Origin of the sequence: Lutimaribacter marinistellae (assembly GCF_042648365.1) — a bacterium.
Lineage (GTDB): Bacteria > Pseudomonadota > Alphaproteobacteria > Rhodobacterales > Rhodobacteraceae > Lutimaribacter_A > Lutimaribacter_A marinistellae.
Genome location: NZ_JBHRXI010000010.1, coordinates 364,238 through 390,109, shown reverse-complemented (window position 1 = coordinate 390,109; position 25,872 = coordinate 364,238). Strand labels below are relative to the sequence as shown.

Here is a 25,872-nt window from a genome sequence, read left to right as displayed (position 1 = left end):
CGGAAATCAAATCATCTGGCCGTCGGAAAGGCATTCAGGCCACTTGATGAGCGATTGCGCATTGCTTCCACAACACCGTCAAAGCCTCGACGAGACGGTCGATATCCGCATCGCTATGCAGCGGCGATGGCGTGAAGCGCAGCCGTTCGGTGCCTTTCGGAACGGTCGGGTAGTTGATTGGCTGAACGTAGATCCCGTACTCCCGCATCAGGATATCGGCGAGCATACGGCATTTTACCGGATCCTTGATCATTACAGGAATGATATGGCTGGGATTGTCGAGATGCGGAATGCCCCGTGCATCCAACATGGCGCGCAGTCTGGCAACCTGGCGGCGTTGCCTCATCCTTTCCACCTGCGATGTCTTGAGATGCGCGATCGAGGTTTGCGCTGCTGCTGCGACGGCAGGCGGCAAGGCGGTTGTGAAAATGAAACCGCTGGCAAAGGACCGGATGAAATCACACAAAGCCCTGCTGCCAGTGATATAGCCGCCCATGCAACCAAAGGCTTTGCCCAAGGTGCCTTCGATAAGTGTGATCCTGTCGGCCAGCCCTTCGCGTTCCGAGATGCCGCCACCCCGTGACCCATAAAGTCCAACGGCATGCACTTCGTCGAGATAGGTCATGGCGCCGTGCTTCTCCGCCACTTCGACGATTTCGGCCATGGGGCATATGTCGCCATCCATCGAGTAAACGGACTCGAAGGCCACGATCTTTGGGGCGTTGGCGGGCAGTGCGGCCAGTTTGCGATCCAGGTCTTCGGGATCGTTATGCTTCCAGATGATCTTGCGCGCGCGGGAATGCCTGATTCCCTCGATCATCGAAGCGTGGTTCAGAGCGTCCGACAGGATCACGCAGTCCGGCAGTCTGCTGCCAAGGGTCGACAACGCGGCCCAGTTCGACACGTATCCCGAGGTAAACAGCAGCGCCGCTTCCTTGCCATGCAAATCGGCCAGTTCGGCCTCAAGCCTGACATGGTGATAATTCGTGCCGGATATGTTACGCGTCCCACCCGCGCCGGTGCCGCAACTGTCCACCGTCTCCTTCATTGCCTGAATAACGGCGGGATGCTGACCCATGCCGAGATAATCGTTGGAACACCACACCGTGACTTCGTCTGGGGCCTCGTCATCATGGCTTCTTGCAGTCGGGAACTGGCCACAACGACGTTCCAGCTCGGCAAAAATCCGGTAATTTCCTTCTTCTTTCAGCGCGTCCAGTTGCGCCGTGAACAGGGCGTCAAACTCCATGATGGTGTCCCTCCGTCGATCTCGTGTCGTGTTTGGGCGCGGGCAGCATCCAGCGCCATAGTTTCGCGTCTGGCAGAGGCAGTACCATCAACCAGTGTTCCAGCAGCGCCAGTGCCGTGATCGCTGTCAGCAGGGCGAACCCGACGGCCTCGGCAGGGGTGGCAGTTGCAAGTCGTTCCAGCCAGCACGCCGTGGCAAAGCTGAGGCCGGTAATCGAGATTGGAAAAATCCAGTTGAGCCTGGATATCCGGAAATGGCTGGGCAGGTGACCGAGCGCTGTGGGCAGAAACTCGGTATTGATGCGCGGCACTCCGAAATAGAGGTTCAGTTTGGCCGAGATGCGTGCCGCGTAAAGAACACCGAAGGTCCACAGGCCAAAGCTGTTCGCTGAACCCTGCGCCGCCAGCCACATGGCGATAAGCGCGCCAGTCAGAAGCATTTCGTGATAAGCCACGGTGCCCCATGCGCGAATAAAGCGTTCCCATTCCGGCAGGCGGTCCGGGCAGGCATAGGTGTTGGGACCGGTAATCTGCCCGGTGAGAAATGCAAGCTCGATCCAACCCCAGATCATGAGCGCCGAAAGGAAGGCAACATAAGCTGCCTGAGCATCTGTATGCGTGAGGCTGGCGAGAAAACCCCATATGCCAAGCCCCAAAACCGGCAAGCCCAGCAATGTGGCCTGCCGGCCGGCCTTCGGCCCGACGTGATCAGCCCGCCGTACCACCCACAGGATCGCCCCGGTGGAAAACCACCAGGCAAAAAGCGCGATAAGCGCAGCGATCCAGCTATTGGCAAGCATCAGTAGGCGGGCTCCAGTCGGGTGCTGGCGGGCACAGCGTGTTTCTTCGCCGGTATCGTGTATAGCGATGCAAATGCATATGCGGCTTTCGCGGAATTCGCTATTTGGCGCAGCCGAGCCGAAAGCCCTGACTGCTGTTTGGCTTCGGCAATCGCAACATTGGCTTTTTGAAGACGTCGCAAGGTTGGCAGCCAACGTGGATGTTCGATATCCAGCGTGATCGGAAAAATCTGTTTGCTCAGCTCCGAGGTCTTGGTGAACACCTCGTGGGCGTACCAATCGGGATCAACGCCAAGAGCCTTGTGAAAGGCCGGGCGTTGGTGATCGCGTACGAACATCGTGGCATAGACCGCGGTCAGGAAGAACTTGATCCACAATACATTGCCGCCCTGCGTCAGTTTCGGGTCCGTTTTCATCAGAAGGGCAAACGCCTCGCCGTGGCGGAACTCGTCGTTGCACCACTCCTCGAACCATTTGAAGATCGGGTGGAACCGATGTTCGGGATGCGCCTGAAGGTGACGGAAAATCGTTATGTACCGGGCATAGCCGATCTTTTCCGAAAGGTAGGTGGCGTAGTAGATGAATTTCGGACGGAAATAGGTGTACTTCTTTTTCTGTGTGAGAAAGCCGAGGTTTACCGCCACACCTGCTTCGCGCAGGGCGTCATTGATGAAACCTGCATGGCGGGCCTCGTCGCGGGCCATCAACTGAAAGAGTTGCGTGATGTCCTTGTTGGCGCCGCGACGCTTCATTTCCTTGTAGAGGACGCACCCCGAGAACTCGGCCGTGCAGGATGAGATCAGGAAGTCGATGAATTCCTTCTTCAGCGCCGGCTCCATGGCGTCCCAATCGACGTGATCCCAGTCTTCGTTCTTCTTGAAGTGACCTTTGTTCGGGTCGCTCACCATGTCGTCGATCAGTTCATCCCAATCCTGGCGAACCGAAGAGACATCGATTGCGTCCAGTTCGTCGAAATCGGTGGTGTAGAAGCGTGGGGTCAGCAAGGTGTTCTGCATCGCTACGTCGGTCGCAAAGGCGCTATCGAGCTTTGCCTGCTCCTCCTGAATGGCAAGACCTTCTTCGACCGTGGTGGCGTCGGCGGTGTGCTTTATCTGCATGTTCATAGCGTGACCTCCTCGGAGAAAGAGAACTCGCAAAGCTCCATCACCTCGACATCGCCGGTGAGCCGGGTCCAGAGTTGCTCCAGTTTCGAGGCACGGATGATTGTCGCCTCACGTTCCTCTCGGACAATCTGGCCGAAGGGGGCCATGATCTCTGGCCCGTGAACCTTGACCTCGTCGCCGGGGTTGATCACGGCGCCGTTGTTGAACCGCACATGCGCGTGCAGGCTTTCGAACTTGTGCGATATCTCTACGGTGCAGGGTGCACGCTCGATATCCTTGGTCAGCCATCCCATTTTCTGGCTCCTCCTATTGTGCCAGGAGCTGCGCGAAAGCCCTGGCGTTATCCGCACCGAATCCCATTAAATCGGCGCGCCAGCCTGTGCTGGGGTCGTGAATTTCAAGCCGCCCCGTGTCGCGGCGAAGGATTGTAACCGGGCCATCCAGCGCAACGCGGTGCTTGGTGCGTTCGCGCACCAGCACACGCCAGACGCCGGATATGAAACCGCCCTGTTCGGGCGTAAGCTCGGCGATCAGGGTCCCGGACGGCGTTCGAACGGTCGCAGCCCCGGCCATGTCGCCCGAAAGGACGATCGTTCGGCTTGTTAAGACATCGCCCTCGGGCGGGGTGGACGTCACGGGCCGATCGGTCAGGCGGGCCAGTGAAACAAGCACCAGAACCGAAAAGACCAGAACCATGAGCGCCCGCGCCATGACGCGGGGAACGAGTTCCTTGTCATGCGGGCGGCGGTGGCTGGTGTCGGTGTGGCTCATGCCGATATTCCGTGTCTATTCGGCCGCAAAGGCCGGTTGCGGAGTCCTGTGTTCGATCTGGGGGGTCGCGACCGCAGCCTCGGCGGCTTCGGACAAAATGCGCGCGACGATCTCGGCCTCGGGGATACAGCGCAGGGCAGGTTGCGTACGGCGCATCACCCAAGGGCGCACATGCGGCCAAAAAATAAGGTAGGACAGGCGGGCATCGCTCTCCATCTCAAGTGCGATGGTCCCGGTCCCATTGCGGCGCAGATCAAGGCTGGCGTTGCGCAGCTGTCTGAACGGCAGGTTGAACGTCACCGTCAAAGCTGCGCCTATGCGCATTGCGACACGGCGGTTGGTAATCGTGTAGACGGTGGTCCGGGCCTGAACAAAGGCGAATGCCGCGAGCAGTAGGCCAACGATGGCACCCAGGATGAGGAACGGGAACGATGCGGCAAAGGCCTGTGCCGCACCTACCTGGTCAAAGAGCGTGGCAAATCGCCATGCGGCAAGCGCGAGGAAGTAACCCAGCACCCAGTAGAGATTGAGTGCCCGACAGGTCAGCGCCCACCAACTGGGCCGACCCTGCCAGAGGATACGCTCGCCTTCAGGGGGGCGTTCCGGCAAACCCTCGACGGGTTCGAAAGCGAAATCGTCATGGCTCATCCTGTGTCCTCCCCCGCTCCGGTATCAGCCCAGTTGCGGTTCCAGCCGGGCCTCGCTGGCATAGAGCGTGCCGCCAGCGTAGTAGGCCGTGATCTTTTCCTCTTCGAGCAACGTCACCTGCCGGGGCGAGGCATGCTGCGGAACGCCCGGAAAATGCTTGCCAAAGATCGAGCGGACCTTGACGTGGTTCGAGCGGATTCGTGCCATCGTCATTGGAACCAGCCGTTTGCCTGCGCCACCTGAGAGCTCGATCTCGAGGTAGCGCACCAGCTGTTCGGGCTCGTCGATCCACATGTCGGAAACGGTTCCGGCAATCTCTCCGTCACCAGCCATCACAGGCAACCCGCGCGGATCGCGACCGGCCGCCACGTGGAAGCTCTCGTTTGCGGCCATCGGCACGATCTTGGGATGTCCGTGACCGTCGAGTTCCGGTACGTCCCGACGAGGTGCCCAAGAGGCAGGGCCGACACCGTCGACCATCGGGTCTCCTGTCGGCTCATAGGGAAACCCGTTGGCTGCGTTGGTTCGTGCCAGTGCAAGGTCCTTGCGGTCGGGGTTCTGCCCCGAGGGCACCGTAACCTCTCCACGTCCGTGCGGCAGCTTGAAGGTCTTGTCATCCGGGACGGGGAACAGTCCCTGGTTGGCCGAAGAGTTGCCCTCTTCGTCTTCGAGGGGGTAGCCCTCGCGCATGTTTTCGCGCTGAATGTAGAAGATCAAGAGCGCAAAGAAGACGACGAAGAGCCAGAGGCTGACACTGGCGAGATCGACATTTCCAAAGAACGGTTCCGTCATGTCACGATCCTTTCATGGGACGGCCGAGGGTCATGTTGGGAAATCGGCCAGGCCGATACGGGCCGCTCCCTGAGTGCTGCGAGAGGCTTTGCGTGCGATGCGGACCAAGGGGCCAAGGGCCGCGAGGGTCAGGAACAGCAAGCCGATCTCGACATGGTAGACAAAGGAGTACCCGGTCGCGGGTGTCGCCACCGCGTCGCCCCACGCGCCGGAAAGCGCCTGGGCGTTGGTCCAGTCGCGAAGCGCGCCGCCGAGCGCGATTGACAGACCGGCGCCAGTGGCTTGCGCTGCACCCCAAGCCCCAAGTGCCAGCCCGTGCCCAGCCTTGCCCGTTGCCGGAAGGGTCATCGCAGCCGTCAGGGTGGAGACCGCAAACAAGCCGCCTCCGAAACCGATCAAACAAGCACCGGTAAAAAACATCGTCGGGGAGTTCGTTGGCGCCGCGAAGATAACCGTGGAAAATGCCACCACACCTGTCAGCAGGCCCATTGCCGCGATACGGAGCGCGTCGCGGCCTTGTGCAAGCATACGCCCGGCCAGAGTGAACCCGGCCAGCGCTCCCGCAGCCCAAAGCGCGGTGAGCATCGTGGTCGAGGCAACTGACAGGCCAAGGATCTCGCCGCCATAAGGCTCGAGCAGCACGTCCTGCATGTTGAAACCCATCGTGCCGATGAACACCACGGCCAACAGCCGCCCCGCCTGACCGCCGCCGAGAAGGTCAGCCCATGCCTCACGGAACAGCGGGCGCGGGGCCGCGCGCTCTTCACGGCTCATCGGACGGACCTGCTCCTGCTTCCACAGGGCAACGAGGTTCAGCGCCAGACCGACAACGGCGGCTCCCTGAACGACACGAACCAGTTGAAGGGGTGAAAAGTCACGCAGCAACCAACCGACAATGACAGCAGACGAACCCATGCCCAAAAGGAACATGACATATAGCATTGCCACGACACGTGGGCGCGTCGCTTCGTCCGCGCGGTCCGTTGCCAGCGCAAGGCCGGCGGTCTGGGTCATGTGTAGCCCGAGACCTGTCATCAGGAATGCTAGCGCTGCCAGCACCTCTCCCGCGAATGGAACATCGTGAACGGTCTCGCCCGACAGGACCAGAAGGGCAAAGGGCATCACGGCCAAGCCACCCATTTGCCAAAGAGACCCGAACCAGAGATATGGGATGCGCTTCCACCCGATCGCACTGCGATACGTATCCGAGCGAAAACCCAAAAGGGTACGGAAAGGTGCGATCAGCACGGGCAGTGCGATCATCACGGCAACTATTGTGGCAGGCACCGACAATTCGACGATCATCACGCGGTTCAGAGTGCCCAGCAGCATGACCGTGGCCATTCCCACTGAGACCTGGAACAACGAAAGACGAAGCAATTGGCCCAACGGCAGCCCCTCGCTTGCCGCATCTGCAAAGGGCAAAAGGCGGTTGGTCAACCGTTTGAAATGCGAGGGATGAAGGATCACGTACGCACCTCCATCGCCTGGCTGATGTAAAATCCGCTGCTGACGCGCTCGAGAGTGGTGAGCTTGGCAGTGTCGCCAAGAGCCCGTGAAAGCGTGGCGGGCGCATGTGGCACCATCACGGGTGACCGGTCGGCTTTCGGGAAAAGCTGCCCCATGCGCCACATCGCCATCAACAACGGCGTTCGCGGCGCAACCGTAAACAGGACGGAACCAGATGTGCGTGAATTCAGCGCTGTCAAGGCACGGGCGATGTCGGTCCGAACGTAGTAGATCAGGCTGTCCATTGCCACGACGTGATCGAAATGACCCAGGGACTCTGACAACATGTCCCCGGTTTGGAAGGTAACGCGTCCTGCAAGGTCAATCGGCAATCGCTGGCGGGCGATGTCGACCAGCGAGGGAGATATGTCGATTGCCACCACATCGGCGCCATGTGCCGCGAGTTCCGCCGTCAATTGACCGGCGCCGCAACCTGCGTCGAGTATGCGTGCCCCGCGCAGATCGGTTGGCAGTCGGGACAACAGATGGGCCCGCATTTCATCGCGTCCGCGTCGCACCGTTTCCCGGATCCGCGATACCGGCGCATCGCTCGTCAGACGCTCCCATGTGCGGGTCGCGGTCTTATCGAAATAGGTTTCGACACGGGTGAGGGTGCGGTCATACGTCATCAGTCGAATCCCAGCATCTCGAAGATGTCGCGGTCTTCCATCGGTGCGGGCGCCAAGGGTTCGGTTCCACGCCAGAGGGTTTCGGCGAGCCTGACATACTCGGCGCGGCATGCGATAATGTCCTCGTCGTCATCCATCTCGAACAACGTCTTCTTCTTGAGGCGAGAACGGCGGATGGCGTCCACGTCCGGCATATGCGCTATTCGATCGAAACCCACGCGGTCGCAGTAGCGGTCGACTTCGTCGGTGTCTCGGGACCGGTTGGCGATGCACCCTGCGAGCCGGACCTTGTAGTTCGCGGATTTGGCCTGAACCGCGGCAATGATGCGGTTCATCGCGTAGATCGAGTCAAAATCATTTGCGGTGACGATGACCGCCCGGTCAGCATGTTGAAGGGGTGCAGCAAAGCCGCCGCAAACCACGTCACCCAGAACGTCGAAGATGACGACATCGGTATCCTCGAGCATGTGATGCTGCTTCAGCAGTTTCACGGTCTGACCAACCACATAACCACCACACCCGGTACCGGCAGGGGGGCCGCCGGCCTCAACGCATTTCACGCCGCCCCAGCCTTCTGTCACGAAGTCCTCGGGGCGCAGTTCCTCCGGGTGAAAGTCAACTTCCTTAAGGATATCGATGACAGTCGGCTGCAGCCGCCCCGTCAGGGTGAAGGTGCTGTCATGTTTCGGGTCGCAACCAATTTGCAGAACCCGCTTACCCATTTTTGCGAAGGCCGCCGACAGGTTCGAGCTGGTGGTCGATTTTCCGATACCACCCTTGCCGTAGACCGAAAACACCTTGGCGCCTTCGATCCGGGCGGCAGGATCCTGATGTACCTGCACCGAGCCTTCGCCATCCTGGCCGTGAAGGTCGGGAATGTCGTCGCGCGGGCTCATGATATGTTCCTTTCGTGTTTCATTCAGCCGCGACCCCTTCCATCCGGTCTTCAAGGGCGTCCGCTGCGTCTCGCAGGGCCGACAGGGTCGCGTCATCGGGCTGCCAATACGCGCGGTCGTGAGCCTCGAGCAGTCGATTGGCCATTCGAGAAGAGGCGGCCGGGTTCAGCGCGGCAAGGCGCTGGCGCATTTCGGCATCCAGCACGAATGTCTCGGAAATGCGCTGATAGACCCAAGGCTCCACCTGACCGGTCGTGGCGGACCAGCCCATCGTGTTGGTGACGTGACTTTCGATCTGGCGAACACCTTCGGCACCATGATTCAGCAGCGCCTCGTGGAATTTCGGGTTGAGAGAGCGGGAACGGGTCTCGAGCGCGACCTGGTCCGCCAGCGTGCGGATCTTGCCACTGCCGCGCGTCGTGTCGGAAATATAGATCGCGGCATCCTGCCCGCCGCGCGCACGTTTGACCGCCCGGGAAATACCGCCGAGCGTGTCGAAATAGTGATCTACGGTTGTCACGCCCAGCTCGACCGATTCAAGGTTCTGGTAGGCGAGATCCACGTCGCGCAAGGCGCGCTGCAACAGCGCGGGATTCTGCCGGGCCTTGCCGTCGGTTCCATAACCGAAGCTTTTCCGTGCCTCATAAGCGTCGGCCAGCTCGTCCTCGTCGCCAAAAGCAGAGCTGTCGACCAACTGGTTCACGTTTGACCCATACGCTCCCTCGGCGTTCGAAAAGACCCGCAATGCAGCCGTTTCGAGATCGAAGCCGGTCTCTTCGGCATAGGCAAGGGCGTGCGCGCGAACAAAGTTCAGGTCGAGCGGTTCCTCGGCGCGTACAGCCATAAGCGCCGCTTCGGCCAGCATGCGCGTTTGAAGCGGAAGCAGGTCGCGAAAGATGCCTGAAAGCGTCATTAGGACGTCAATGCGTGGCCGCCCCAGTTCCTTCAATGGAATGAGCTCGGCACCGCAGAGACGCCCAAACCCGTCAAATCGCGGTTTGGCCCCCATGAGGGCCAGCGCTTGGGCCAAGGGCATTCCGTCGGATTTGATGTTGTCCGAACCCCACAGAACGATCGCCACGCTTTGGGGAAGGCTTTTGTGCGTTTCCAGAAGTAGTTGCGCCTGTTTAGTACCCTCGCGGCAGGCATAGGCGCTGGGCATGCGGAATGGATCGAACGCGTGAATGTTTCGCCCGGTCGGCAGGATCTCTGGCGAACGGATCAGGTCGCCGCCAGGCACCGGTGGAGTGAAGCCACCGTCAAGGGCGTGGAGCAAGGCCGGCATCTCGGTATCGTGACGGAGGTGTTCGGAAATTTCGGTGCGCGCAGCATCTTGCGGCACTAAGGAAAGGTAGCTTTCGCGCGCGGCATCGCTAAGCGGTGCGCCGAGAACGTGAAGCCCCTCAGGGACCAGCGCCTCCTCGGTTTCAAGCAACTTCAGCCACAACGCATCGGGGTCGCTGCCGTCCATGTCGACGGCTTCGGCCTGTTCGGCGATAAGAACCGCAATCTCGGTACGTTCTGGGGCGCCGAGCGTGCTTTGCCGCCAGCGGGTCAGGCTGTCCTTCAGTTCCGCGAGCCCTTTGTACAGCCCCGCGGCAGAAAGCGGCGGCGTCAGGTGGGATACCGTGACTGCCCCAGTGCGGCGCTTGGCGAGCGTCGCCTCGGAGGGGTTGTTAGAGGCGTAAAGGTACACGTTCGGAAGGTCACCGATAAGCCGGTCCGGCCAATCGGCGCCTGACAGTCCCGTCTGCTTGCCGGGCATGAACTCCAACGCACCATGCATTCCGAAATGCAGCAGCACATCTGCGCGGAAACTGTTGCGAAGCCAAAGGTAAAACTGCGTGAAGGCGTGGGTAGGGGCGAAGCCGCGCTCGAACAAAAGGCGCATCGGGTCGCCCTCGTAGCCGAAGGCAGGCTGTAGCCCGACAAAGACGTTGCCAAAGCGCGCGCCCAGAACGAACACGCCGCGACCGTCGCTTTGGACCTTGCCGGGTGCAGGCCCCCATTGAGCTTCGATCTCGTCGAGCCAGAGCGTTGTCTGGACGATGTCCTCGGCTCCGACATGTGCCGCGACATTGGCCTCCTGCCCGTATTTCTCGGCCGTTCCATGCAAGACGGCGGCACGCAAATCCTCGACGCTTTCCGGCGGGGTCAGGTCGTAGCCCCGATCAGCAAGAGCATGCAGCGTATTGTAGAGCGAGCGGAACACATCGAGATAGGCGGCCGTACCCGCCGCGCCCGCATTCGGTGGGAAACCAAAAAGAACAATCCCCAGTTTGCGCTCGGCCACCGCGGACCTGCGCAGGGCTGTCAGCCGGGCAACACGGTCGGCAAGGTATGTTATGCGTTCCGAACATGGCGCCATCGCCTTGGCCTGCGGCCCGGGCCGGCAGGCGCGCGCGCATCCGGTGCATTGCCCGTCGCCATGCCGACCGGCAAACACGGTCGGATTGGTCGCGCCGTCCAGTTCCGGAAGGGCAATCAGCATGGTCGTTTCGATCGGGCCAAGACCCTGAGGAGAGTTCGCCCATTGGTCCAGCGTCTGAAACTCCAGCGGATGCGCCGCGATGTAAGGAACATTGAGAGAGCGGAGCAATTCGACCGCGGCCTCATTGTCGTTGTAGGCCGGGCCACCAACCAGCGAAAAGCCCGTAAGCGAGAGAAGAGCGTCAATCCTCGGGCCGTTTTCATCCCTCAGGAACGCATCTACGGCGGGCCGAGCGTCAAGGCCGCCCGCGAAGGCGGGGATAACCCTCAGTCCGCGTTCCTCGAGCGCGCGAATGACGGCGTCGTAGTGGGCCGTGTCGCCAGCCAGCACATAGCTGCGCATCATCAACACGCCGACGGTTCCACGACATGTTTTCGGGACGGGAAGGGTGGTTGGCTCGGTGGTGATGCGACCGGGCAGATCGGGATGATAGAGACCGGTTTCGGGGTACTCGAGCGGGGCGGGTGCATCCGTGTTTCGCCAATCCGCCTTGTTGCAATAGCGTGAGATCAGGAAGCGAACCAGCGCTTCGATGTTGTCATCCGAGGCGCCCAGCCAATACTGCATTGTCAGAAGCCAGGCCCGAAGATCCTGTGCTTTGCCGGGTATGAGTTTCAGGATTCGAGGCAGGCGGCGCAGCATCCGCATTTTCCGCGCACCGTCCTGGGTGGTCCCGGATTTGTCCGCTCCACGCAGCTTTTTCATGAGCTTGCGCAACCCGCTGTCCGGGGCCGACATGTCCAGCGTTCCCATGCGGGTCATCCGGACGATCTGCGCGTCTGAAATAATCCCCACCATGGCATCGCAATGGTCCCGACGGGCCTGCAATGCCGGAAGGATCGCGCGGATGTGTTCGTCCAAGAAGATCAGGCCTGTAACAACGATGTCGGCCCGGCTGACCGCCGCGATTGCGGCCTGCAACGCTTCGGGCGTTTCAGCCCATTCCGCGGCGGCGTGTACGGAAATCTCCAAGCCCGGGAAATGCGCCGCCAGTCGGTCGGAGACACGCGCACAAGGTCCCGCAGCGTGCGAATCGAGTGTCAAGAACACAACCCGGTAGGCCGGACAGGATATGGTGCCATCATCGCGCATAATGGGCCTTGGCTTCGTAGAGCGTTTCGATGCCGATCTCGTGCAGGCCGCGTTCGACCGCGAAGGTCTCGGTGTTTCGACGAGCCTTTCCGCGCACGAAAAACGGCACTTTCTTCAGTTCGCGTTCCGCATCGTCGAGCCAGACAATCGCATCGGTTCGCACTTCACCGGGGTCGGGCACTTCAATCTGGGAAGTACTGCCGTGATGGCTAGCCCCGGCGGCGTCGTGAAACTCCACATCTTCGCGGAACATGGTCAGAAGATGTTCTTCCAGCCCCATCATGAGAGGGTGCACCCATGTGTCGAAAATGACGTTGGCGCCCTCGATCCCCATCTGCGGCGAGTAGCGTGCCGGGAAATCCTGAACGTGGACCGGGGCCGAAATAACGGCACACGGGATTCCTAACCGCTTGCCGATGTGGCGCTCCATCTGCGTACCCAGGATCATTTCCGGCGCCAGCGCCTCGATCCGGGCCTCGACTTCGAGATAGTCATCGGTGATCAGCGCCTCGACACCATACTCGCGGGCAAGGGCGCGTGTGGGGCGGGCCATCTCTCGATTATAGCACCCGAGACCGACCACCTCGAAACCGATTTCGTCGCGTGCGATGCGCGCGGCGGCAGCGACATGGGTGCCATCACCGAAGAGAAAGACCCGCTTGCTGGTCAGATACGTACTGTCGACGCTGCGTGCGTACCAAGGCTGGCGCAGTCTGCTTTCGTCGATCTGTGCCTTGATCCTGGTAAGTTTGGCAACTTCGGCTACGAAATCACGGGTGGCCCCCACGCCGATCGGCACAGTCCGGGTATAGGGCTGACCCAGTTCGCGTTCCATCCAGCGACACGCGCTTTCACCAGTCTCGGGATACATGAGCACGTTGAAATTTGCGCCACCTAGCTGGGCAATGTCCTCGGGCGTGGCTCCGTAGGGGGCGGTAACGTTTACCGATACGCCCATATCTGCAAGCAACCCGGTCAGTTCGGTGATGTCGTCGCGATGACGAAAGCCAAGCGCCGTGGGGCCGATCAGGTTGCAGGTGATCCGGTCGGTTCGCGGGCGAGGCCGAGCCAAGGCTCGGACGATTTGAAAGAACGTCTCATCCGCCCCGAAATTCTCCTTGCGCTGGTAGCTTGGCAGGTCCAGCGGAATGACGGGTATCGGCAGCCCCATGGTTTCGGCCATCCCGCCCGGGTCGTCTTGGATCAATTCGGCGGTGCAAGAGGCGCCGACAATCATGGCTTGAGGCTGGAACCGGTCGTACGCGGCCTGACACGCGGTCTTGAAAAGATTTGCGGTATCGCTGCCGAGATCGCGCGCCTGGAACGTCGTGTAGGTTACCGGCGGGCGGTGGTCGCGCCGCTCGATCATGGTGAACAGCAGGTCTGCATAGGTATCGCCCTGCGGGGCATGCAGCACGTAGTGCAAGCCCTTCATCGCGGTCGCGACCCGCAATGCGCCGACATGCGGCGGGCCTTCATATGTCCAGACGCTCAACTTCATGAGCCGGTACCGAGGTGCAAGGCGGTCCGGCGGCGAAGTGGGCGCGAAAACAGACCGGCCAGATCGCCCGCCTGTTCGTAGAAATGAACCGGCGTGAAGACCAGTTCGATCGCCCATTTCGTGGCAAGCCCCTCGGCCTCAAGGGGGTTGGCGAGACCGAGACCGCAGACCGTCAGGTCGGGGCTCTCAGCCCGGCAACGGTCCAATTGACGCTCGACATCCTGCCCCTCTGCGAGGGTGGGACCGGGCGCCAGAAGGTCGAGGTCCGGTCCGACCAAACCCTTGTGGATGTATGGTGCACCGATTTCGATCGCTTCCATTCCGCATTCGCGGGTCAGAAAGCGTGCAAGGGGTATTTCCAACTGGCTGTCGGGAAAGAAGAAGACCGATTTTCCATGCAACGCTTCGGCGGCTTTGCGGATGGCGCGGCGGGCGCGGGCGCGGGGCGCAGAGGTCACGGCGTCGAACCGCGCCCGATCGACGCCAAATTCCCTTGCCACGGCGGCAAGCCACGCTGTGGTGCCTTCCTCGCCAAACGGGAATGGCGCGGGAACATGCCGCGCCCCGCGCCGTTCGAGGGCGGCATGGGTGCCTCCCAGGAACGGCTGTGTCAGGGCGAAAACGGTGTTCGGGCCAATCGCAAGTCCCTTATCCGCCCGTCTTGCAGGCAGAACTGCCACGTTTTCGATCCCCAGCTTCTGAAGCAGATCAAGAGCCTGATCCTCGACGACATCCGGGAGCGCTCCGACCAGCAACAGTTGGCGCTCTGCCGTTTCGGGCAAGGCTGGGACCATAGAGGCGAGGCATGCGTCCTCCCCCTCGGTGAATGTCGTCTCGATCCCCGACCCCGAATAGTTCAGCACCCGCACGTGCGGTGCATGACGTGCAGACAAACGTTCGGCGGCGCGTGCGAGGTCCAGCTTGATGACTTCGGAGGGGCAAGAGCCGACGAGGAACAATTGCCGGATATCGCTGCGCCGCGCCAAAAGGCGGTCGACCTCGCGTTCCAATTCCTCTTGCGCGTCGGCCAGACCGGCCAGGTCGGTTTCCTCCAGGATTGCCGTGCCGAAACGCGGCTCGGCGAAGATCATCACACCCGCTGCCGATTGCAGCAGATGTGCACAGGTGCGGCTGCCGACTACGAGAAAGAAGGCATCCTGCATCTTTCGATGCAGCCAGATGATTCCTGTCAGCCCGCAGAAAACCTCGTGTTGGCCGCGCTCTTTCAGAATCGGGGCGTTTCGACAGCCCGTTGCGGGCGGGTTTCGCTCCAGCCGCGTCATGCCGGCGCCCCCGCTTCGAGGCGCGCGGCGCGCAGCTTGAGCAGAAACTGTGTAGCGTTGACGACATAGGCGGCATAGGCTGCCAGCGCGATTGCCATCTGGCCGGTGGCGGGCAGCGCCTGGGTCAAAACCGCCCAGACATACGCCGTGTGCAACGCAATCACCACGAAGCTGAAAACATCTTCCCAAAAGAAGGCGGGTGCGAAAAGGTACTGGCCGAAAACCACCTTCTCCCAGATCGCACCTGTGATCATGATCAGGTAAAGAAATCCGGTCTTTAGAAGGATTGATACGGTTGCGGCCTCATATCCAGCGCCCGTTGCAAGGAAGCGCAGAACCAACACCAGCGAGACCAGAAAAACAAGGAACTGAAGCGGCGCAAGGATGCCTTGAACCAGCGTCCAGACGGACGCATCCCGGCGAGCGCGCTGTTGAGCCGTGTAGAGCGCAGTCTGTGTGGGTGATCTATGGCCGTCTAAGAGCACTTTCGTCCCCATTTCGGAGTTCCGCCAGTACGGAAAGGCTACGGCTCCGTCCTGCAAACTGTCAACTAAAACTTACACCCAGGGGTTCCTGTGGGTGTCCACTGAAGTGGACGTTCGGTGCGATCAACTGAGCGTTTGCTCAATAGAAAAGCCGATTTTTCAATGGTATTTTGGCGATTGTCGAGTGAATCCGGATGCTTCGGTCAATTTGTCAAGAAAGTTTGACATGTGGCCCGAGGGCGCGCACACTGATGCGATAACAAAGACTCGTTGAAGCGTGCGAATTCCACACTAGCTGATGGAGGTGTGAATGGGGTGCAGCGCAAAGGGTCTTGAACTGTCTGGTCATCGTGACACGGCGATACGATTTCTTGTCGAGTCTGCATTGAAGTCCGTTGCATCGCGGCGGCGTGCGGACAAGCCGAGATCTCGCGACGCCTGGGTTGAACGCCTCTGCGAGGCGCTCATGTCGGAGTCTGAGACCAGCTATCAATCCGTGCTGACCTCTGCCATCGCGTCGGGTGTCTCTTCTGAAACGCTTTATCACGACATGGTGCCCGCTGCAGCGCGGCGACTGGGGGAAATGTGGGTCACCGATCACGCAAGCTTCGTCGCAGTGACGATCGGCGCTGCGCGTTTGCAATCGGTTTTTCAGGAGGCGGCAAGTCGCGGAGAGACCGGTCGAACCGTTCGGCTGATCGACCGGACGGTTCCGTTGGGTCAGTCGGTTCTGATGATCTTGCCCGAAGGTGAGGACCACACGCTCGGTGCTTTTGTTGCGGCAGATCAGTTCAGGCGCCATGGATTATGGGTCCGAATTGCCGTCCAGATGTCGCAGGATGAGTTGGTCGAAGTCATAGGCGAAGGTCATTTCGCGATGGTCGGCGTGTCCATCTCGCGAGAAAAAGCGGTTGAAAATGTCGCGGGTTTAATAAATTACCTCAAGATGGAACTGGAACATTGCCCCCCTGTTGTCCTTGGTGGGCGATATGTTCCATTGTCCGAAGATATATCAGAGCGCACGGGTGCCGATCACGCCGTTCGTTCGGCGAGAGAAGCGATTGAATTATGTGGTCTTGCATCGGTGGCCGATTTCCTGTCGTCCGACGCAACCACGTCGTAGGGTTTTGCGATCCGATTGGGGTGTGGCGTGACTAAGCAGGAGGCGGCTCTCGAGTTCACCTACACCGGGACTTTCCCGGACCCTGCTTTGGTAGAGAACATTATCGAGCAGCCTTCGGATATCGCGGTTCACATCGACGCTGACGGTGTGGTTCTTGGAATTTACGTCAATCCTGAAAATCCGTCATTTGGAAGTCTCGAACATTGGGTGGGTCGCCTTTTCGAGGGGTTTCTGACAGAGGAGTCCCAAGCAAAATTCGGACGCCGCTTGTCCGAAATCCGCTCTTCCGGCGGTCGGGCGCTGCGGTCCATAGAGCTGAACCACACGGACAACGCGGCATGGGAGTTCCCGGTACGCTACACGCCTTTGATGGTTCAGGATTCGGGCGCCCTGTTGTTGATCGGTCGGGACCTGCAGCCTATTGCCGAGGTGCAGCAGCGGCTTGTGTCCGAACAGCTGCAGCGAGAGCGTGATCAGCAAAAGCTGCGCTCGGCCGAGACACATTATCGTCTTGTGCTCGAGGCCGCGCTAACCCCTCTGGTCGTGGTCGACCCCGAGACTGCGCGCATTCGAGAATTGAACAGCGCTGCGGCCGACCTGCTTGGTGCGGCACCGGAAACGTTGCGAGGCAATGCGCTGAACCAGTCCTTCGACAAGTTTCGCAGGGGCGAATTGATGGAGGCGCTTCAGGCGGCTGCCGAAACGGATGGCGGCGTGGTCGAGGTAATCGCACGGCGTAGCGGCAAGGCACTTTCGGTGCTTCCCAGATTTTTCCGCGCGGCCGGTGAGCTGGGTCTGCTATGTCGCCTCGTTCCTTTCGCCGGTGAAAGCAAGGATGCCTCTGGCATCGCGCAGGACCTGCAATCGCTGTTCCGCAACACGAGTGACGCAATCGTGACGTTGGATGGTAACGGGTTCGTCTGCGAGGCAAACGAGGCATTCCTGATCCTCGCGGACGCCGCACAGCTGCGAGACGTTCGGGGGAGGTCCTTTTCCGATTTCCTGCTGCGTGGTGAGGTCGATCTCAAGCTGTTGCTGGATGGCGCGCGCAAAAGCGGCGCCATGCGCAGCTATGCAGCGCAGTTCCGCAGTACTGTAGGGACGCGCGCCGGCGTCGATATCTCGGCGGCAGTGCTACGTCCGCGCAAGGGTGAGGCCGAGTTCGGCTTGATCGTTCGGGACGCACCGGAAAGCGAAGCGACGGGCGACGCGGCGTCGAACGTGATGGTCAGTGAGGATGCGATCAAGTCGGTGATGGACCTGGTTGGAACGGCTTCGCTCAAAGAGTTGGTGTCGGCCACATCCGACGTGATCGAGCGCATGTGTATCGAGACGGCGCTGCAACTGACCAACAACAATCGTGTCGCCTCGGCCGAAATGCTGGGACTGTCGCGGCAGAGCCTGTATGTGAAGCTGCGCAAGTACGGCATGGTCTCAGACGGAAAGAGCGACTGAGGGTTACCTCAGAATTTTCTTCCTCCGACTCGAAATGTATAGTTTAGTTGACACTATGAGTGTCTACGAAAACTTGCATTTCGGTCGTCGCTTCCCCGATCCGCGCGCCGTGTTGACGCTGTTGAAGCCCATCACGTGGTTTCCGCCCGTCTGGGCCTATCTTTGCGGTGTTGTTTCGTCTGGTGTGCCGTTGTCAAGCTCGCCATTGCTGGTCTTCCTTGGCCTCATGCTCGCGGGACCGCTGGTTTGCGGCATGAGCCAGGCGGCAAACGACTGGTGCGACAGGCATGTCGACGCCATAAATGAACCGGACCGGCCGATCCCCTCGGGTCGTATTCCCGGGCGCTGGGGCCTTTGGATCGCATTGGCGATGAGTGTGCTTGCGGTCTGGGTTGGTCATTTCCTAGGGCCGTGGGGTTTTGCCGCTACCATACTGGCAGTTCTGGCCGCTTGGGCCTATTCGGCCGAACCGGTTCGGCTCAAGCGGTCTGGTATCTGGGGGCCGGGGTTGGTTGGGCTTTGTTACGAAGGGTTACCGTGGTTTACCGGTGCTGCTGTATTGTCCGATGGTATGCCCTCGTATCGTGTCGTCGTTATCGCGGCTCTCTACGCTCTCGGCGCTCATGGCATAATGACGCTGAACGACTTCAAGGCCCTTGAAGGAGATCGGCAGACGGGTGTGAATTCCCTGCCTGTGAGTCTTGGACCCGAACGTGCGGCCCGGATCGCCTGTATCGTCATGGCTATGCCGCAGGCCGTGGTCATCGCGCTTTTGTGGATTTGGAACGCGCCGGTGAACGCAATGATCGTGACGGCGCTGTTGCTAGGGCAGGTCTGGGCCATGCGCATTCTTCTGTCCGATCCCCGCGCGCGGGCCCCTTGGTACAACGCAACGGGAGTCCTGATGTACGTGAGTGGCATGATGGTCGCGGCCTTTGCACTGCGCATGGTGGGTATGACATGACTTTGGGCTGGTTCTCGATCGTTCGTCTGGGCGCCGTACAGATGGCTCTGGGGGCGATTGTCGTCCTGACCACCTCTACGCTGAACAGGCTGATGGTGGTCGAGCTGGCCTTGCCGGCAATCCTGCCCGGTCTTCTGGTCGGCTTGCATTACGGAATCCAGATCACGCGGCCCAGTTGGGGCTTCCTCTCCGATACTGGCGGGAACAGGACACGCTGGATCATCGGTGGCATGGCGGTACTCGCCCTTGGTGCGCTTGGGGCAACGATGGGCGTTGCCCTGTTCGAGAGTTCCTTTGCACTTGCTCTTTTGATCTCTGTCCTCGCTTACGCGCTGATCGGTGTCGGGGTCGGGGCATCAGGCACTTCGCTGCTCGCCCTTCTGGCGACGGCTACGGCGCCCGAACGTCGAGCCGCGGCCGCCACGATCACATGGCTGATGATGATCGCTGGGATTGCTCTGACCGCTGCGGGGGTCGGGGCCACTCTTGATCCTTATTCGCCGGAACGGTTGATGGGTATCGTGGCGACAGTGTGCCTCGGGGCAATAGCACTCTCTATCCTTGCGGTCGCCGGCGTCGAGCGTGGCGTCCAGCTTCCTTTCCGCGAGCCGGATAAAACTCGATTCTCCGATGGATTGCGTGAGGTCTGGGACGAGCCGGATGCTCGGAATTTCACCATCTTCGTCTTTCTGTCCATGACCGCCTACTTCATGCAGGAATTGATCCTGGAGCCTTATGCCGGATTGGTTTTCGGTTTCACTCCCGGCGACTCCACGATGTTGAGCGCGGCGCAAAACGGCGGCGTTTTCGTTGGAATGCTGCTCGTCGGGATCGCGGCAACCGGTTTGCGAATTGGAAGTTTGCGCAGCTGGGTTATCGCGGGGTGCCTGGGATCGGGTGCAAGCCTGAGCGCGATCATGTTGGCGGGCCTTCTATCGCAGGGACCGGCATTGATGCCCGCGGTTGTCTCACTTGGCATCTTCAACGGCATGTTCGCCGTTGCGGCTATAGGCACCATGATGTCGCTCGCCGGTGAGGGACGCGGATCTCGCGAAGGAACGCGAATGGGGCTGTGGGGCGCAGCTCAAGCCATTGCGGCGGGTTTTGGCGGGCTCTTGGGGGCGGCTGCCGTCGACCTGATGCGTGTAACAATGGCTGATGATTTCGCTGCTTTCGGCGCCGTGTTTTTGGCCGAGGCCCTGTTGTTCGTCGTCGCGGCGGTTCTCGCCGCAAGTGTCATTCACAGGCAGCCCGCAGGTGGCGCCATGGTTGCAGGGGAGTGAGGAATGTTTGACGTCATCGTCGTGGGTGGCGGGCCCGCCGGTGCCACAGCCGCCGAAGATCTGGCAAGGTCCGGTCATTCCGTCGCTCTTCTGGACAGGGCCGGACGTATCAAGCCATGTGGCGGAGCCATCCCGCCGCGCCTGATTGCCGATTTCGACATCCCCGACGACCAGCTCGTTGCGCGGATCACAACGGCACGCATGATCTCGCCGACAGGACGCAAGGTGGATATTCCGATCGAGAACGGATTTGTCGGCATGGTCGACCGGGAACATTTCGACGCGTTTTTGCGCGTACGCGCGCAGCAGGCCGGAGCGACCCGAGTGACCGGAACCTACCGACGCATCGAACGTGAGGAAGGCAGGGTTCGTGTCGTTTATCGGGACAAGGAAACCGGCCGCGAACAGGTCATCGATGGGCGTTTGGTGATCGGCGCAGACGGCGCACGCTCTGCCGTTGCCCGCGACGAGGTGCCGGGCGGTGACAGAATTCCCTATGTCATTGCCTATCACGAGATCATCGAAGCGCCCGCCGGAATGAACGGTTACGATCCTGACCGCTGTGACGTCGTTTATGACGGTCGAATCTCTCCCGACTTCTATGGATGGGTGTTTCCGCATGGCTCCTCCGCAAGCGTCGGAATGGGGTCGATGGAGCGCGCGGTCGACCTCAAGGAGGCAACGGCTGCCTTGCGTGCGGCGAGCGGTTTGACCGAGTGCAGGACGATCCGGCGCGAAGGCGCGCCTATCCCCCTCAAGCCATTGGATTGCTGGGATAATGGCCGAGATGTGGTTTTGGCTGGCGACGCTGCCGGTGTCGTGGCGCCCAGCTCAGGCGAGGGAATCTACTACGCTATGGTTGGTGGCCGGGTCGCCGCCACCGCGGCCGCGGCCAGTCTCGCTTCGGGCCGGGCCAGGGATCTCAGGCTGGCGCGCCAGCTTTTCATGCGTGAACACAAGACGGTTTTTCGCGTTCTGGCGTCGATGCAGAATGCTTATTACCGGTCCGACGAACGGCGCGAGCGGTTCGTCTCACTGTGCCATGACATAGATGTGCAGCGCCTGACCTTCGAGGCGTACATGAACAAGAAGCTCGTTCGAGCGCGGCCAATGGCCCATCTGAAGATCGGCCTGAAGAATCTCGCGCATCTGGCTCGGCTTGTGCCGCCCGCACATACATGAACCTGATGATCCCGGCCTGGGTGGATGGCTCACTTGTCCCGGTGGAGAAACTCGAAGCGCACGAGAGGGGATTATTGCATAGGGCGGTTTCAGTTTTCGTCCTTTGCGGGGATGACGTTCTGATACAGCAACGGGCCATGGCCAAGTACCACACACCGGGGCTTTGGGCGAATACCTGCTGCACGCATCCACACTGGGGCGAGGCGCCGAGCGCGTGCGCGCGACGCAGGCTGCGCGAGGAACTGGGGCTTGAAGGATTGGATCTACAGTCTCGTGGACAGTTGACATACCGCGCGGATGTCGGTGGCGGCCTTGTGGAGCACGAGCGTGTGGACGTCTTCGTCGCACAGGTTAGCGTTCGCCCCGTTCCCAAGCCTGATCCGGATGAGGTCATGGCGACCGACTGGGTCGACATGAGGGAACTGGCTAGGCGCGTCGAGCGGCACCCCGAAGCCTTTACCCCGTGGTTGCGCATTTATCTCACCCAGCACGCCGATAGCATCTTTGCATGACATGGAAGAGGGCCGTGGTTGATCTGTGTCAACTCGGTCTCCGTTAGTAAGTGTAATCTTTGATTTACACTGCGGAGGGTTTTCCATGCGTATCGTCCTGATCCACCCGAACTATCATTCCGGCGGAGCCGAGATCGCCGGGAATTGGCCTCCCGCTTGGGTTGCTTATATCGCGGGCGCGCTCAGGTCTGCGGGATTTCACGATATCCATTTCATCGACGCGATGACGAACCATCTGGAGGATGAGGAAATCGCGGTCCAACTGGCAGAACTTGGACCCGACGTTGTCGGAACGACAGCGATCACGCCTTCGATTTACAAGGCCGAGCGGATCCTGCAGATCGCCAAACAGGTCGTACCCGAAGCCCTTTGCATGCTTGGCGGCGTTCATGCGACCTTCATGTATCGGCAAGTCCTGTCCGAGGCGCCTTGGGTCGACGTTATTGTCCGTGGCGAGGGTGAGGAGATCGTCGCCGATTTGCTTCGGGCCGTGGATGAAGGGCGCTATTTCCGGGATCGGCGCAGGATCAAGGGACTGGCATTTCGTGACGAGGATGAGATTGTTGCAACTCCTGCCGCTTCTACGGTCAAGGACTTGGCCGGGATCAAGCCGGACTGGTCGCTGCTCGAGTGGGAAAAGTACATCTATGTACCTCTCAACACGCGGGTCGCGATTCCGAACCTGGCGCGAGGATGCCCCTTTACATGCTCGTTCTGTTCACAATGGAAATTCTGGCGCGACTACCGCGTGCGGGACCCGAAAGCAGTGGTCGACGAGATCGAGTCCCTGGTCGAGGATCATGGTGTCGGTTTCTTTATCCTTGCCGACGAAGAGCCGACGATCAACAAACGCAAGTTTGTCGAATTCTGCGAGGAACTGATCGCCCGTGGCCTGCCAGACAAGGTCAAGTGGGGGATCAACACTCGCGTAACCGACATCATGCGCGACAAGGACGATCTGGCACTGTGGAGACGTGCTGGCCTTGTCCATGTCAGCCTTGGGACCGAGGCGGCAGCACAGTTGAAGCTGGACCTGTTCAACAAGGAAACAAAGGTTGCCGAGAACCGCGAAGCGATCCGGCTTCTACGCGAGGCGGATATCTTCACCGAAGCGCAGTTCATCGTCGGTCTCGACAATGAAACCGAAGAAACGCTGGAGGAAACCTATCGCTTCGCGCGGGAATGGAATCCGGACCTGGCCAACTGGTCCATGTACACGCCATGGCCTTTCACGCCCTTGTTCCGAGAGCTTGGCGACAAGGTCGAGGTGTTCGATTTCGAGAAGTACAATTTCGTGACCCCGATCATGAAACCCAAAGCAATGGATCGGGCCACTCTTCTGGACCGGGTGATGCACAACTATCGCCGGTTCTACATGATCAAGGCGCTATTCCATTACCCGTGGCGCGGCACAGGTTTCCGCCGGAAATACCTGCTGGGTTGTTTGCGCGCCTTCGCCAAGGCGGGCTTTGCGCGCACTTTCTACGATCTCGGCAAGGTCGGGTACTGGGGGCCGCAGTCCAAGGAGAAGGTCGTTTTCCATTTCGACGAAACGCGTCAGATAGCCGAGGCACAGATGGCGGATTGGGAGGCCATGGCCGACAAGGCCCAACGAGCAAGAGAGCGAAAGGCCGCCGTGCGTGCCCAAACGCTGGAGCGCAAGGCAAGCCGGTCAGAGGCAGATGTCAAAGAGACGTCAAGGTGAGCGCGTCCCGGGTCGGCCCGAACGCGATCCTGCAAACCGAAGCCGCTCTTCTGGAGTGGGGAGGGCGCAGTCTGGCAGATCGCCTGTTTTCTGCCAGTGGTCTCGACGCTTTCCGAGATGTGCCGCCAGATGGGATGGTCGCAGAGGAAAGCGCGTCGAGGCTGTTGCGCGCCGTGGCCGCAATGCCGTCAACACAGGCGGACGAGATCCTTCACAGGGCGGGATTTCTGACGGGTCGATACATTCTGGACAATCGAATTCCGGCAGCGGCCTGCGTGGCGCTGCCTCTTTTACCCAAAGCACTCTCGGCACGACTACTGCTGAAGGCGATCCGTAACCATGCCTGGACCTTTGCAGGATCCGGGCTGGTTTCAGTCTCGACGCGTCCGGAATTGACCCTTTCGATCGAGGCAAATCCGCTGGCTACGGCAGGATGCCCGTGGCACTGCTCCGTATTCGAAGCATTGTTTCGTCGCCTCGTTCATCGTGAAGCGCGTGTCACTCATCACGGATGCTGCGCCATGGGGGCGGCGAGCTGCGACTTTGTCTTTCATCTGTCGGCGGAGTAATGCCAGCAGTCCCGTTCTGGCCTGATTTGGGCGTCCCGGCGTTGGACATTTCAAAAGCTTCCTGCTTAAAGGCCTTTGCGCGTGGGCGTTCGCCTTCGCAGTCTGGGGCTGAAATGTCGGAGGAAGCATCGTGTCCCGACAGACGCATCGATTTCCGGTCACCGTCTACTACGAAGACACCGATATGGGCGGGATCGTCTATCACGCCAACTACCTGCGGTACATCGAGCGTGCACGCTCCGATTATGTCCGGCAACTTGGCAATGACCAGAATGCGATGCGCGAGTCCGGTATCGTCTGGGTCGTTCGTAAGATTGAGGCCGAATACCTTGCCACCGCAAAATTCGAAGACGAGCTTGTCGTCGAAACTGATGTCCATGAGGTATCGGGTGTCAGGCTGACCATGGTTCAGGTCGTCCGGCGTGGGGACACGGAAATCTTTCGTGCGACGGTGATGGCTGTGTGCATGAACAAGGATGGCCGCCCGGTCAGGCTTCCGGCAGAGATTCGCGCATCGCTTCAATAATGGCTACCGTTTTGGCGGTTCTGTTGGCATTCGCGGTCGAGTTGCGGTAGCGTGATGGCCAAGAAACCCGGAAAAACCGGGTGGGCGGATATATAAAGAGCAGGTTCATGGAAGCTGAAACCCTGGCGCTTGCGCAGGAGATTGATTTCTCCATGTGGGGGCTGTTTGCCCGCGCAACCTTGATCGTGAAACTGGTGATGGTGATGCTGGTGCTGGCCTCGTTCTGGGCCTGGGCAATCATCATCCAGAAACACATCACCTACCGTTCAGCGAGGAGAGAGGCACGGGCCTTTGATGATGCGTTCTGGTCCGGGAACCCGCTTGACGAATTGTTCGAAAGACTGGGGCCAGAGCCGTCAGGCCGGGCCGAGCGCATCTTTGCCGCGGGAATGATCGAATGGAGACGTTCGCACCGCACCGATGGTGGGCTGATCGCGGGGGCGCAATCGCGCATCGATCGTTCGATGGACGTGGCGATTGCCAAAGAGGCCGAGGATCTGCAGCAGGGCTTGCCGGTCCTTGCAACAGTAGGCTCCACCGCGCCGTTCGTTGGTCTTTTCGGCACGGTCTGGGGTATCATGAACGCCTTCATCGAGATCGCAGAACAGCAGAACACCAACCTCGCGGTTGTGGCGCCCGGTATCGCCGAGGCGTTGCTGGCCACGGGGCTTGGCCTCTTGGCCGCGATTCCGGCGGTCATTTACTACAACAAGCTGAGTGCCGACAGTGATCGTATCCTGGGCGGCTACGAGGCGTTTGCCGACGAATTCTCGACGATTCTCTCGCGACAGCTGGACGGTTGAGAGATGGGGGCCGCGGTTCAGAATACTTCGGGAGGTGGCCGCCGCCGGGGCCGTAATCGGCGCCGCGCGCAGCCAATGGCCGAGATCAACGTGACGCCGTTTGTCGATGTGATGCTCGTTTTGCTGATCATCTTCATGGTGGCAGCGCCGTTGCTGACCGTGGGGGTGCCAGTCGAACTGCCCAAGACCGCTGCCGGAGCCTTGTCTTCGGAAAGCGAAGAGCCTTTGACAGTTACGATCACCGCCGAGGGGCGGGTTCAGATCCAGACAACCGAAGTCGCGCGGGGAGAGTTGGTATCCAAGCTGCGCGCCGTTGCGGCCGAACGGACCACGGACCGGGTTTTCCTGCGTGCCGATGGCGCGATTTCCTATGCCACCGTGATGCAAGTCATGGGCGCGCTCAACGCGGGCGGTTTCTCGAATGTTGGGCTTGTCACCGATACCGGCGGGCCGACGCTCGACGGCGAGGGAGAGTGAGGCA

General features: G+C 60.4%; 25 protein-coding genes. 11 read left to right on the top strand and 14 right to left on the bottom strand.

The genetic code is table 11. The annotated features are described in order from the left end of the window. Positions 1 to 34: 34 nt before the first annotated feature. The 14 genes from hemA to bchF are packed head-to-tail and all read right to left on the bottom strand — an operon-like array spanning position 35 to position 15,281. The gene (gene hemA, locus ACFORG_RS10675; protein ID WP_386735419.1) at positions 35 to 1,249 is read right to left on the bottom strand and encodes a 5-aminolevulinate synthase; all 1,215 of its coding nucleotides are present in this window, start codon (positions 1,247 to 1,249) and stop codon (positions 35 to 37) included. Next, positions 1,239 to 2,048: a putative photosynthetic complex assembly protein PuhE gene (gene puhE, locus ACFORG_RS10670; protein ID WP_386735418.1), complete on the bottom strand. Its 810-nt coding sequence runs from the start codon at positions 2,046 to 2,048 to the stop codon at positions 1,239 to 1,241. The genes hemA and puhE overlap by 11 nt, the downstream gene beginning before the upstream one ends. Then, positions 2,048 to 3,172, bottom strand: coding sequence for a magnesium-protoporphyrin IX monomethyl ester (oxidative) cyclase (gene acsF, locus ACFORG_RS10665; RefSeq protein WP_386735417.1), 1,125 nt, complete (start codon positions 3,170 to 3,172; stop codon positions 2,048 to 2,050). Before acsF ends, puhE begins: the two co-directional genes overlap by 1 nt. Next, the gene (locus ACFORG_RS10660) at positions 3,169 to 3,465 is read right to left on the bottom strand and encodes a hypothetical protein (protein WP_386735416.1); all 297 of its coding nucleotides are present in this window, start codon (positions 3,463 to 3,465) and stop codon (positions 3,169 to 3,171) included. Before ACFORG_RS10660 ends, acsF begins: the two co-directional genes overlap by 4 nt. Positions 3,466 to 3,478: 13 nt before the next feature. Next, positions 3,479 to 3,943, bottom strand: coding sequence for a photosynthetic complex assembly protein PuhC (gene puhC, locus ACFORG_RS10655; protein WP_386735414.1), 465 nt, complete (start codon positions 3,941 to 3,943; stop codon positions 3,479 to 3,481). Between the two features lie 15 nt (positions 3,944 to 3,958). After that, entirely contained in the window at positions 3,959 to 4,591 is a 633-nt protein-coding gene (gene puhB, locus ACFORG_RS10650; RefSeq protein WP_386735412.1) for a photosynthetic complex putative assembly protein PuhB, read from the bottom strand. Between the two features lie 24 nt (positions 4,592 to 4,615). Further along, on the bottom strand, positions 4,616 to 5,383 hold the full coding sequence (puhA, locus tag ACFORG_RS10645; protein WP_386735411.1) for a photosynthetic reaction center subunit H: 768 nt from the start codon (positions 5,381 to 5,383) through the stop codon (positions 4,616 to 4,618). 30 nt (positions 5,384 to 5,413) lie between these two features. Continuing rightward, on the bottom strand, positions 5,414 to 6,853 hold the full coding sequence (locus ACFORG_RS10640; RefSeq protein ID WP_386735410.1) for a PucC family protein: 1,440 nt from the start codon (positions 6,851 to 6,853) through the stop codon (positions 5,414 to 5,416). Next, positions 6,850 to 7,521 carry a magnesium protoporphyrin IX methyltransferase gene (gene bchM / locus ACFORG_RS10635; protein ID WP_386735409.1) on the bottom strand — a complete coding sequence of 224 codons (672 nt, stop codon included), beginning with the start codon at positions 7,519 to 7,521 and terminating at the stop codon, positions 6,850 to 6,852. The genes ACFORG_RS10640 and bchM overlap by 4 nt, the downstream gene beginning before the upstream one ends. Beyond that, on the bottom strand, positions 7,521 to 8,417 hold the full coding sequence (bchL, locus tag ACFORG_RS10630) for a ferredoxin:protochlorophyllide reductase (ATP-dependent) iron-sulfur ATP-binding protein (RefSeq protein ID WP_386735408.1): 897 nt from the start codon (positions 8,415 to 8,417) through the stop codon (positions 7,521 to 7,523). Before bchL ends, bchM begins: the two co-directional genes overlap by 1 nt. A 19-nt stretch (positions 8,418 to 8,436) precedes the next feature. Then, entirely contained in the window at positions 8,437 to 12,000 is a 3,564-nt protein-coding gene (locus ACFORG_RS10625) for a magnesium chelatase subunit H (RefSeq protein ID WP_386735407.1), read from the bottom strand. Continuing rightward, the gene (gene bchB, locus ACFORG_RS10620) at positions 11,990 to 13,501 is read right to left on the bottom strand and encodes a ferredoxin:protochlorophyllide reductase (ATP-dependent) subunit B (protein WP_386735406.1); all 1,512 of its coding nucleotides are present in this window, start codon (positions 13,499 to 13,501) and stop codon (positions 11,990 to 11,992) included. Before bchB ends, ACFORG_RS10625 begins: the two co-directional genes overlap by 11 nt. Continuing rightward, on the bottom strand, positions 13,498 to 14,784 hold the full coding sequence (locus tag ACFORG_RS10615; RefSeq protein WP_386735405.1) for a ferredoxin:protochlorophyllide reductase (ATP-dependent) subunit N: 1,287 nt from the start codon (positions 14,782 to 14,784) through the stop codon (positions 13,498 to 13,500). Before ACFORG_RS10615 ends, bchB begins: the two co-directional genes overlap by 4 nt. Beyond that, positions 14,781 to 15,281 (bottom strand): 2-vinyl bacteriochlorophyllide hydratase, encoded by a 501-nt coding sequence (gene bchF, locus ACFORG_RS10610; protein WP_386735404.1) that lies wholly within the window; start codon positions 15,279 to 15,281, stop codon positions 14,781 to 14,783. The genes ACFORG_RS10615 and bchF overlap by 4 nt, the downstream gene beginning before the upstream one ends. A gap of 454 nt (positions 15,282 to 15,735) precedes the next feature. Here bchF and ACFORG_RS10605 point away from each other — a divergent pair, with 454 nt between their 5' ends. The 11 genes from ACFORG_RS10605 (at position 15,736) to tolR (ending at position 25,868) form a co-directional block, all read left to right on the top strand. Then, positions 15,736 to 16,392 (top strand): cobalamin B12-binding domain-containing protein, encoded by a 657-nt coding sequence (locus ACFORG_RS10605; protein WP_386735403.1) that lies wholly within the window; start codon positions 15,736 to 15,738, stop codon positions 16,390 to 16,392. A 27-nt stretch (positions 16,393 to 16,419) separates the two neighbouring features. Continuing rightward, a complete protein-coding gene (ppsR, locus tag ACFORG_RS10600; RefSeq protein WP_386735401.1) occupies positions 16,420 to 17,847 on the top strand; it encodes a transcriptional regulator PpsR in 1,428 nt (475 codons plus the stop codon). Positions 17,848 to 17,902: 55 nt separating this feature from the next. After that, complete coding sequence (gene chlG, locus ACFORG_RS10595; RefSeq protein WP_386735400.1) at positions 17,903 to 18,811, top strand: chlorophyll synthase ChlG; 909 nt, start codon at positions 17,903 to 17,905, stop codon at positions 18,809 to 18,811. Continuing rightward, complete coding sequence (locus tag ACFORG_RS10590) at positions 18,808 to 20,094, top strand: BCD family MFS transporter (RefSeq protein WP_386735399.1); 1,287 nt, start codon at positions 18,808 to 18,810, stop codon at positions 20,092 to 20,094. The genes chlG and ACFORG_RS10590 overlap by 4 nt, the downstream gene beginning before the upstream one ends. Positions 20,095 to 20,097: 3 nt before the next feature. Beyond that, on the top strand, positions 20,098 to 21,276 hold the full coding sequence (locus tag ACFORG_RS10585) for a geranylgeranyl diphosphate reductase (RefSeq protein ID WP_386735398.1): 1,179 nt from the start codon (positions 20,098 to 20,100) through the stop codon (positions 21,274 to 21,276). Next, positions 21,273 to 21,788: an isopentenyl-diphosphate Delta-isomerase gene (gene idi, locus ACFORG_RS10580; protein ID WP_386735397.1), complete on the top strand. Its 516-nt coding sequence runs from the start codon at positions 21,273 to 21,275 to the stop codon at positions 21,786 to 21,788. Before ACFORG_RS10585 ends, idi begins: the two co-directional genes overlap by 4 nt. Positions 21,789 to 21,873: 85 nt before the next feature. Further along, positions 21,874 to 23,493, top strand: coding sequence for a magnesium-protoporphyrin IX monomethyl ester anaerobic oxidative cyclase (bchE, locus tag ACFORG_RS10575; protein WP_386735395.1), 1,620 nt, complete (start codon positions 21,874 to 21,876; stop codon positions 23,491 to 23,493). Continuing rightward, on the top strand, positions 23,490 to 24,062 hold the full coding sequence (bchJ, locus tag ACFORG_RS10570; protein WP_386735394.1) for a bacteriochlorophyll 4-vinyl reductase: 573 nt from the start codon (positions 23,490 to 23,492) through the stop codon (positions 24,060 to 24,062). The genes bchE and bchJ overlap by 4 nt, the downstream gene beginning before the upstream one ends. Positions 24,063 to 24,192: 130 nt before the next feature. Beyond that, positions 24,193 to 24,588: a tol-pal system-associated acyl-CoA thioesterase gene (gene ybgC / locus ACFORG_RS10565; RefSeq protein ID WP_386735393.1), complete on the top strand. Its 396-nt coding sequence runs from the start codon at positions 24,193 to 24,195 to the stop codon at positions 24,586 to 24,588. Between the two features lie 107 nt (positions 24,589 to 24,695). Continuing rightward, positions 24,696 to 25,391 carry a protein TolQ gene (gene tolQ / locus ACFORG_RS10560; protein WP_386735392.1) on the top strand — a complete coding sequence of 232 codons (696 nt, stop codon included), beginning with the start codon at positions 24,696 to 24,698 and terminating at the stop codon, positions 25,389 to 25,391. A 3-nt stretch (positions 25,392 to 25,394) separates the two neighbouring features. Then, complete coding sequence (gene tolR / locus ACFORG_RS10555; protein ID WP_386735391.1) at positions 25,395 to 25,868, top strand: protein TolR; 474 nt, start codon at positions 25,395 to 25,397, stop codon at positions 25,866 to 25,868. The last annotated feature ends 4 nt before the right edge of the window (positions 25,869 to 25,872 follow it).

What these genes read in the sequence shown, in the direction of transcription:
- hemA (WP_386735419.1), bottom strand. Translation starts at nt 1,249, where the DNA reads ATGGAGTTTGACGCCCTGTTCACGGCGCAACTGGACGCGCTGAAAGAA.
- puhE (WP_386735418.1), bottom strand. Translation starts at nt 2,048, where the DNA reads ATGCTTGCCAATAGCTGGATCGCTGCGCTTATCGCGCTTTTTGCCTGG.
- acsF (WP_386735417.1), bottom strand. Translation starts at nt 3,172, where the DNA reads ATGAACATGCAGATAAAGCACACCGCCGACGCCACCACGGTCGAAGAA.
- ACFORG_RS10660 (WP_386735416.1), bottom strand. Translation starts at nt 3,465, where the DNA reads ATGGGATGGCTGACCAAGGATATCGAGCGTGCACCCTGCACCGTAGAG.
- puhC (WP_386735414.1), bottom strand. Translation starts at nt 3,943, where the DNA reads ATGAGCCACACCGACACCAGCCACCGCCGCCCGCATGACAAGGAACTC.
- puhB (WP_386735412.1), bottom strand. Translation starts at nt 4,591, where the DNA reads ATGAGCCATGACGATTTCGCTTTCGAACCCGTCGAGGGTTTGCCGGAA.
- puhA (WP_386735411.1), bottom strand. Translation starts at nt 5,383, where the DNA reads ATGACGGAACCGTTCTTTGGAAATGTCGATCTCGCCAGTGTCAGCCTC.
- bchM (WP_386735409.1), bottom strand. Translation starts at nt 7,521, where the DNA reads ATGACGTATGACCGCACCCTCACCCGTGTCGAAACCTATTTCGATAAG.
- bchL (WP_386735408.1), bottom strand. Translation starts at nt 8,417, where the DNA reads ATGAGCCCGCGCGACGACATTCCCGACCTTCACGGCCAGGATGGCGAA.
- ACFORG_RS10625 (WP_386735407.1), bottom strand. Translation starts at nt 12,000, where the DNA reads ATGCGCGATGATGGCACCATATCCTGTCCGGCCTACCGGGTTGTGTTC.
- bchB (WP_386735406.1), bottom strand. Translation starts at nt 13,501, where the DNA reads ATGAAGTTGAGCGTCTGGACATATGAAGGCCCGCCGCATGTCGGCGCA.
- ACFORG_RS10615 (WP_386735405.1), bottom strand. Translation starts at nt 14,784, where the DNA reads ATGACGCGGCTGGAGCGAAACCCGCCCGCAACGGGCTGTCGAAACGCC.
- bchF (WP_386735404.1), bottom strand. Translation starts at nt 15,281, where the DNA reads ATGGGGACGAAAGTGCTCTTAGACGGCCATAGATCACCCACACAGACT.
- ACFORG_RS10605 (WP_386735403.1), top strand. Translation starts at nt 15,736, where the DNA reads ATGTCGGAGTCTGAGACCAGCTATCAATCCGTGCTGACCTCTGCCATC.
- chlG (WP_386735400.1), top strand. Translation starts at nt 17,903, where the DNA reads ATGAGTGTCTACGAAAACTTGCATTTCGGTCGTCGCTTCCCCGATCCG.
- ACFORG_RS10590 (WP_386735399.1), top strand. Translation starts at nt 18,808, where the DNA reads ATGACTTTGGGCTGGTTCTCGATCGTTCGTCTGGGCGCCGTACAGATG.
- ACFORG_RS10585 (WP_386735398.1), top strand. Translation starts at nt 20,098, where the DNA reads ATGTTTGACGTCATCGTCGTGGGTGGCGGGCCCGCCGGTGCCACAGCC.
- idi (WP_386735397.1), top strand. Translation starts at nt 21,273, where the DNA reads ATGAACCTGATGATCCCGGCCTGGGTGGATGGCTCACTTGTCCCGGTG.
- bchE (WP_386735395.1), top strand. Translation starts at nt 21,874, where the DNA reads ATGCGTATCGTCCTGATCCACCCGAACTATCATTCCGGCGGAGCCGAG.
- tolQ (WP_386735392.1), top strand. Translation starts at nt 24,696, where the DNA reads ATGGAAGCTGAAACCCTGGCGCTTGCGCAGGAGATTGATTTCTCCATG.
- tolR (WP_386735391.1), top strand. Translation starts at nt 25,395, where the DNA reads ATGGGGGCCGCGGTTCAGAATACTTCGGGAGGTGGCCGCCGCCGGGGC.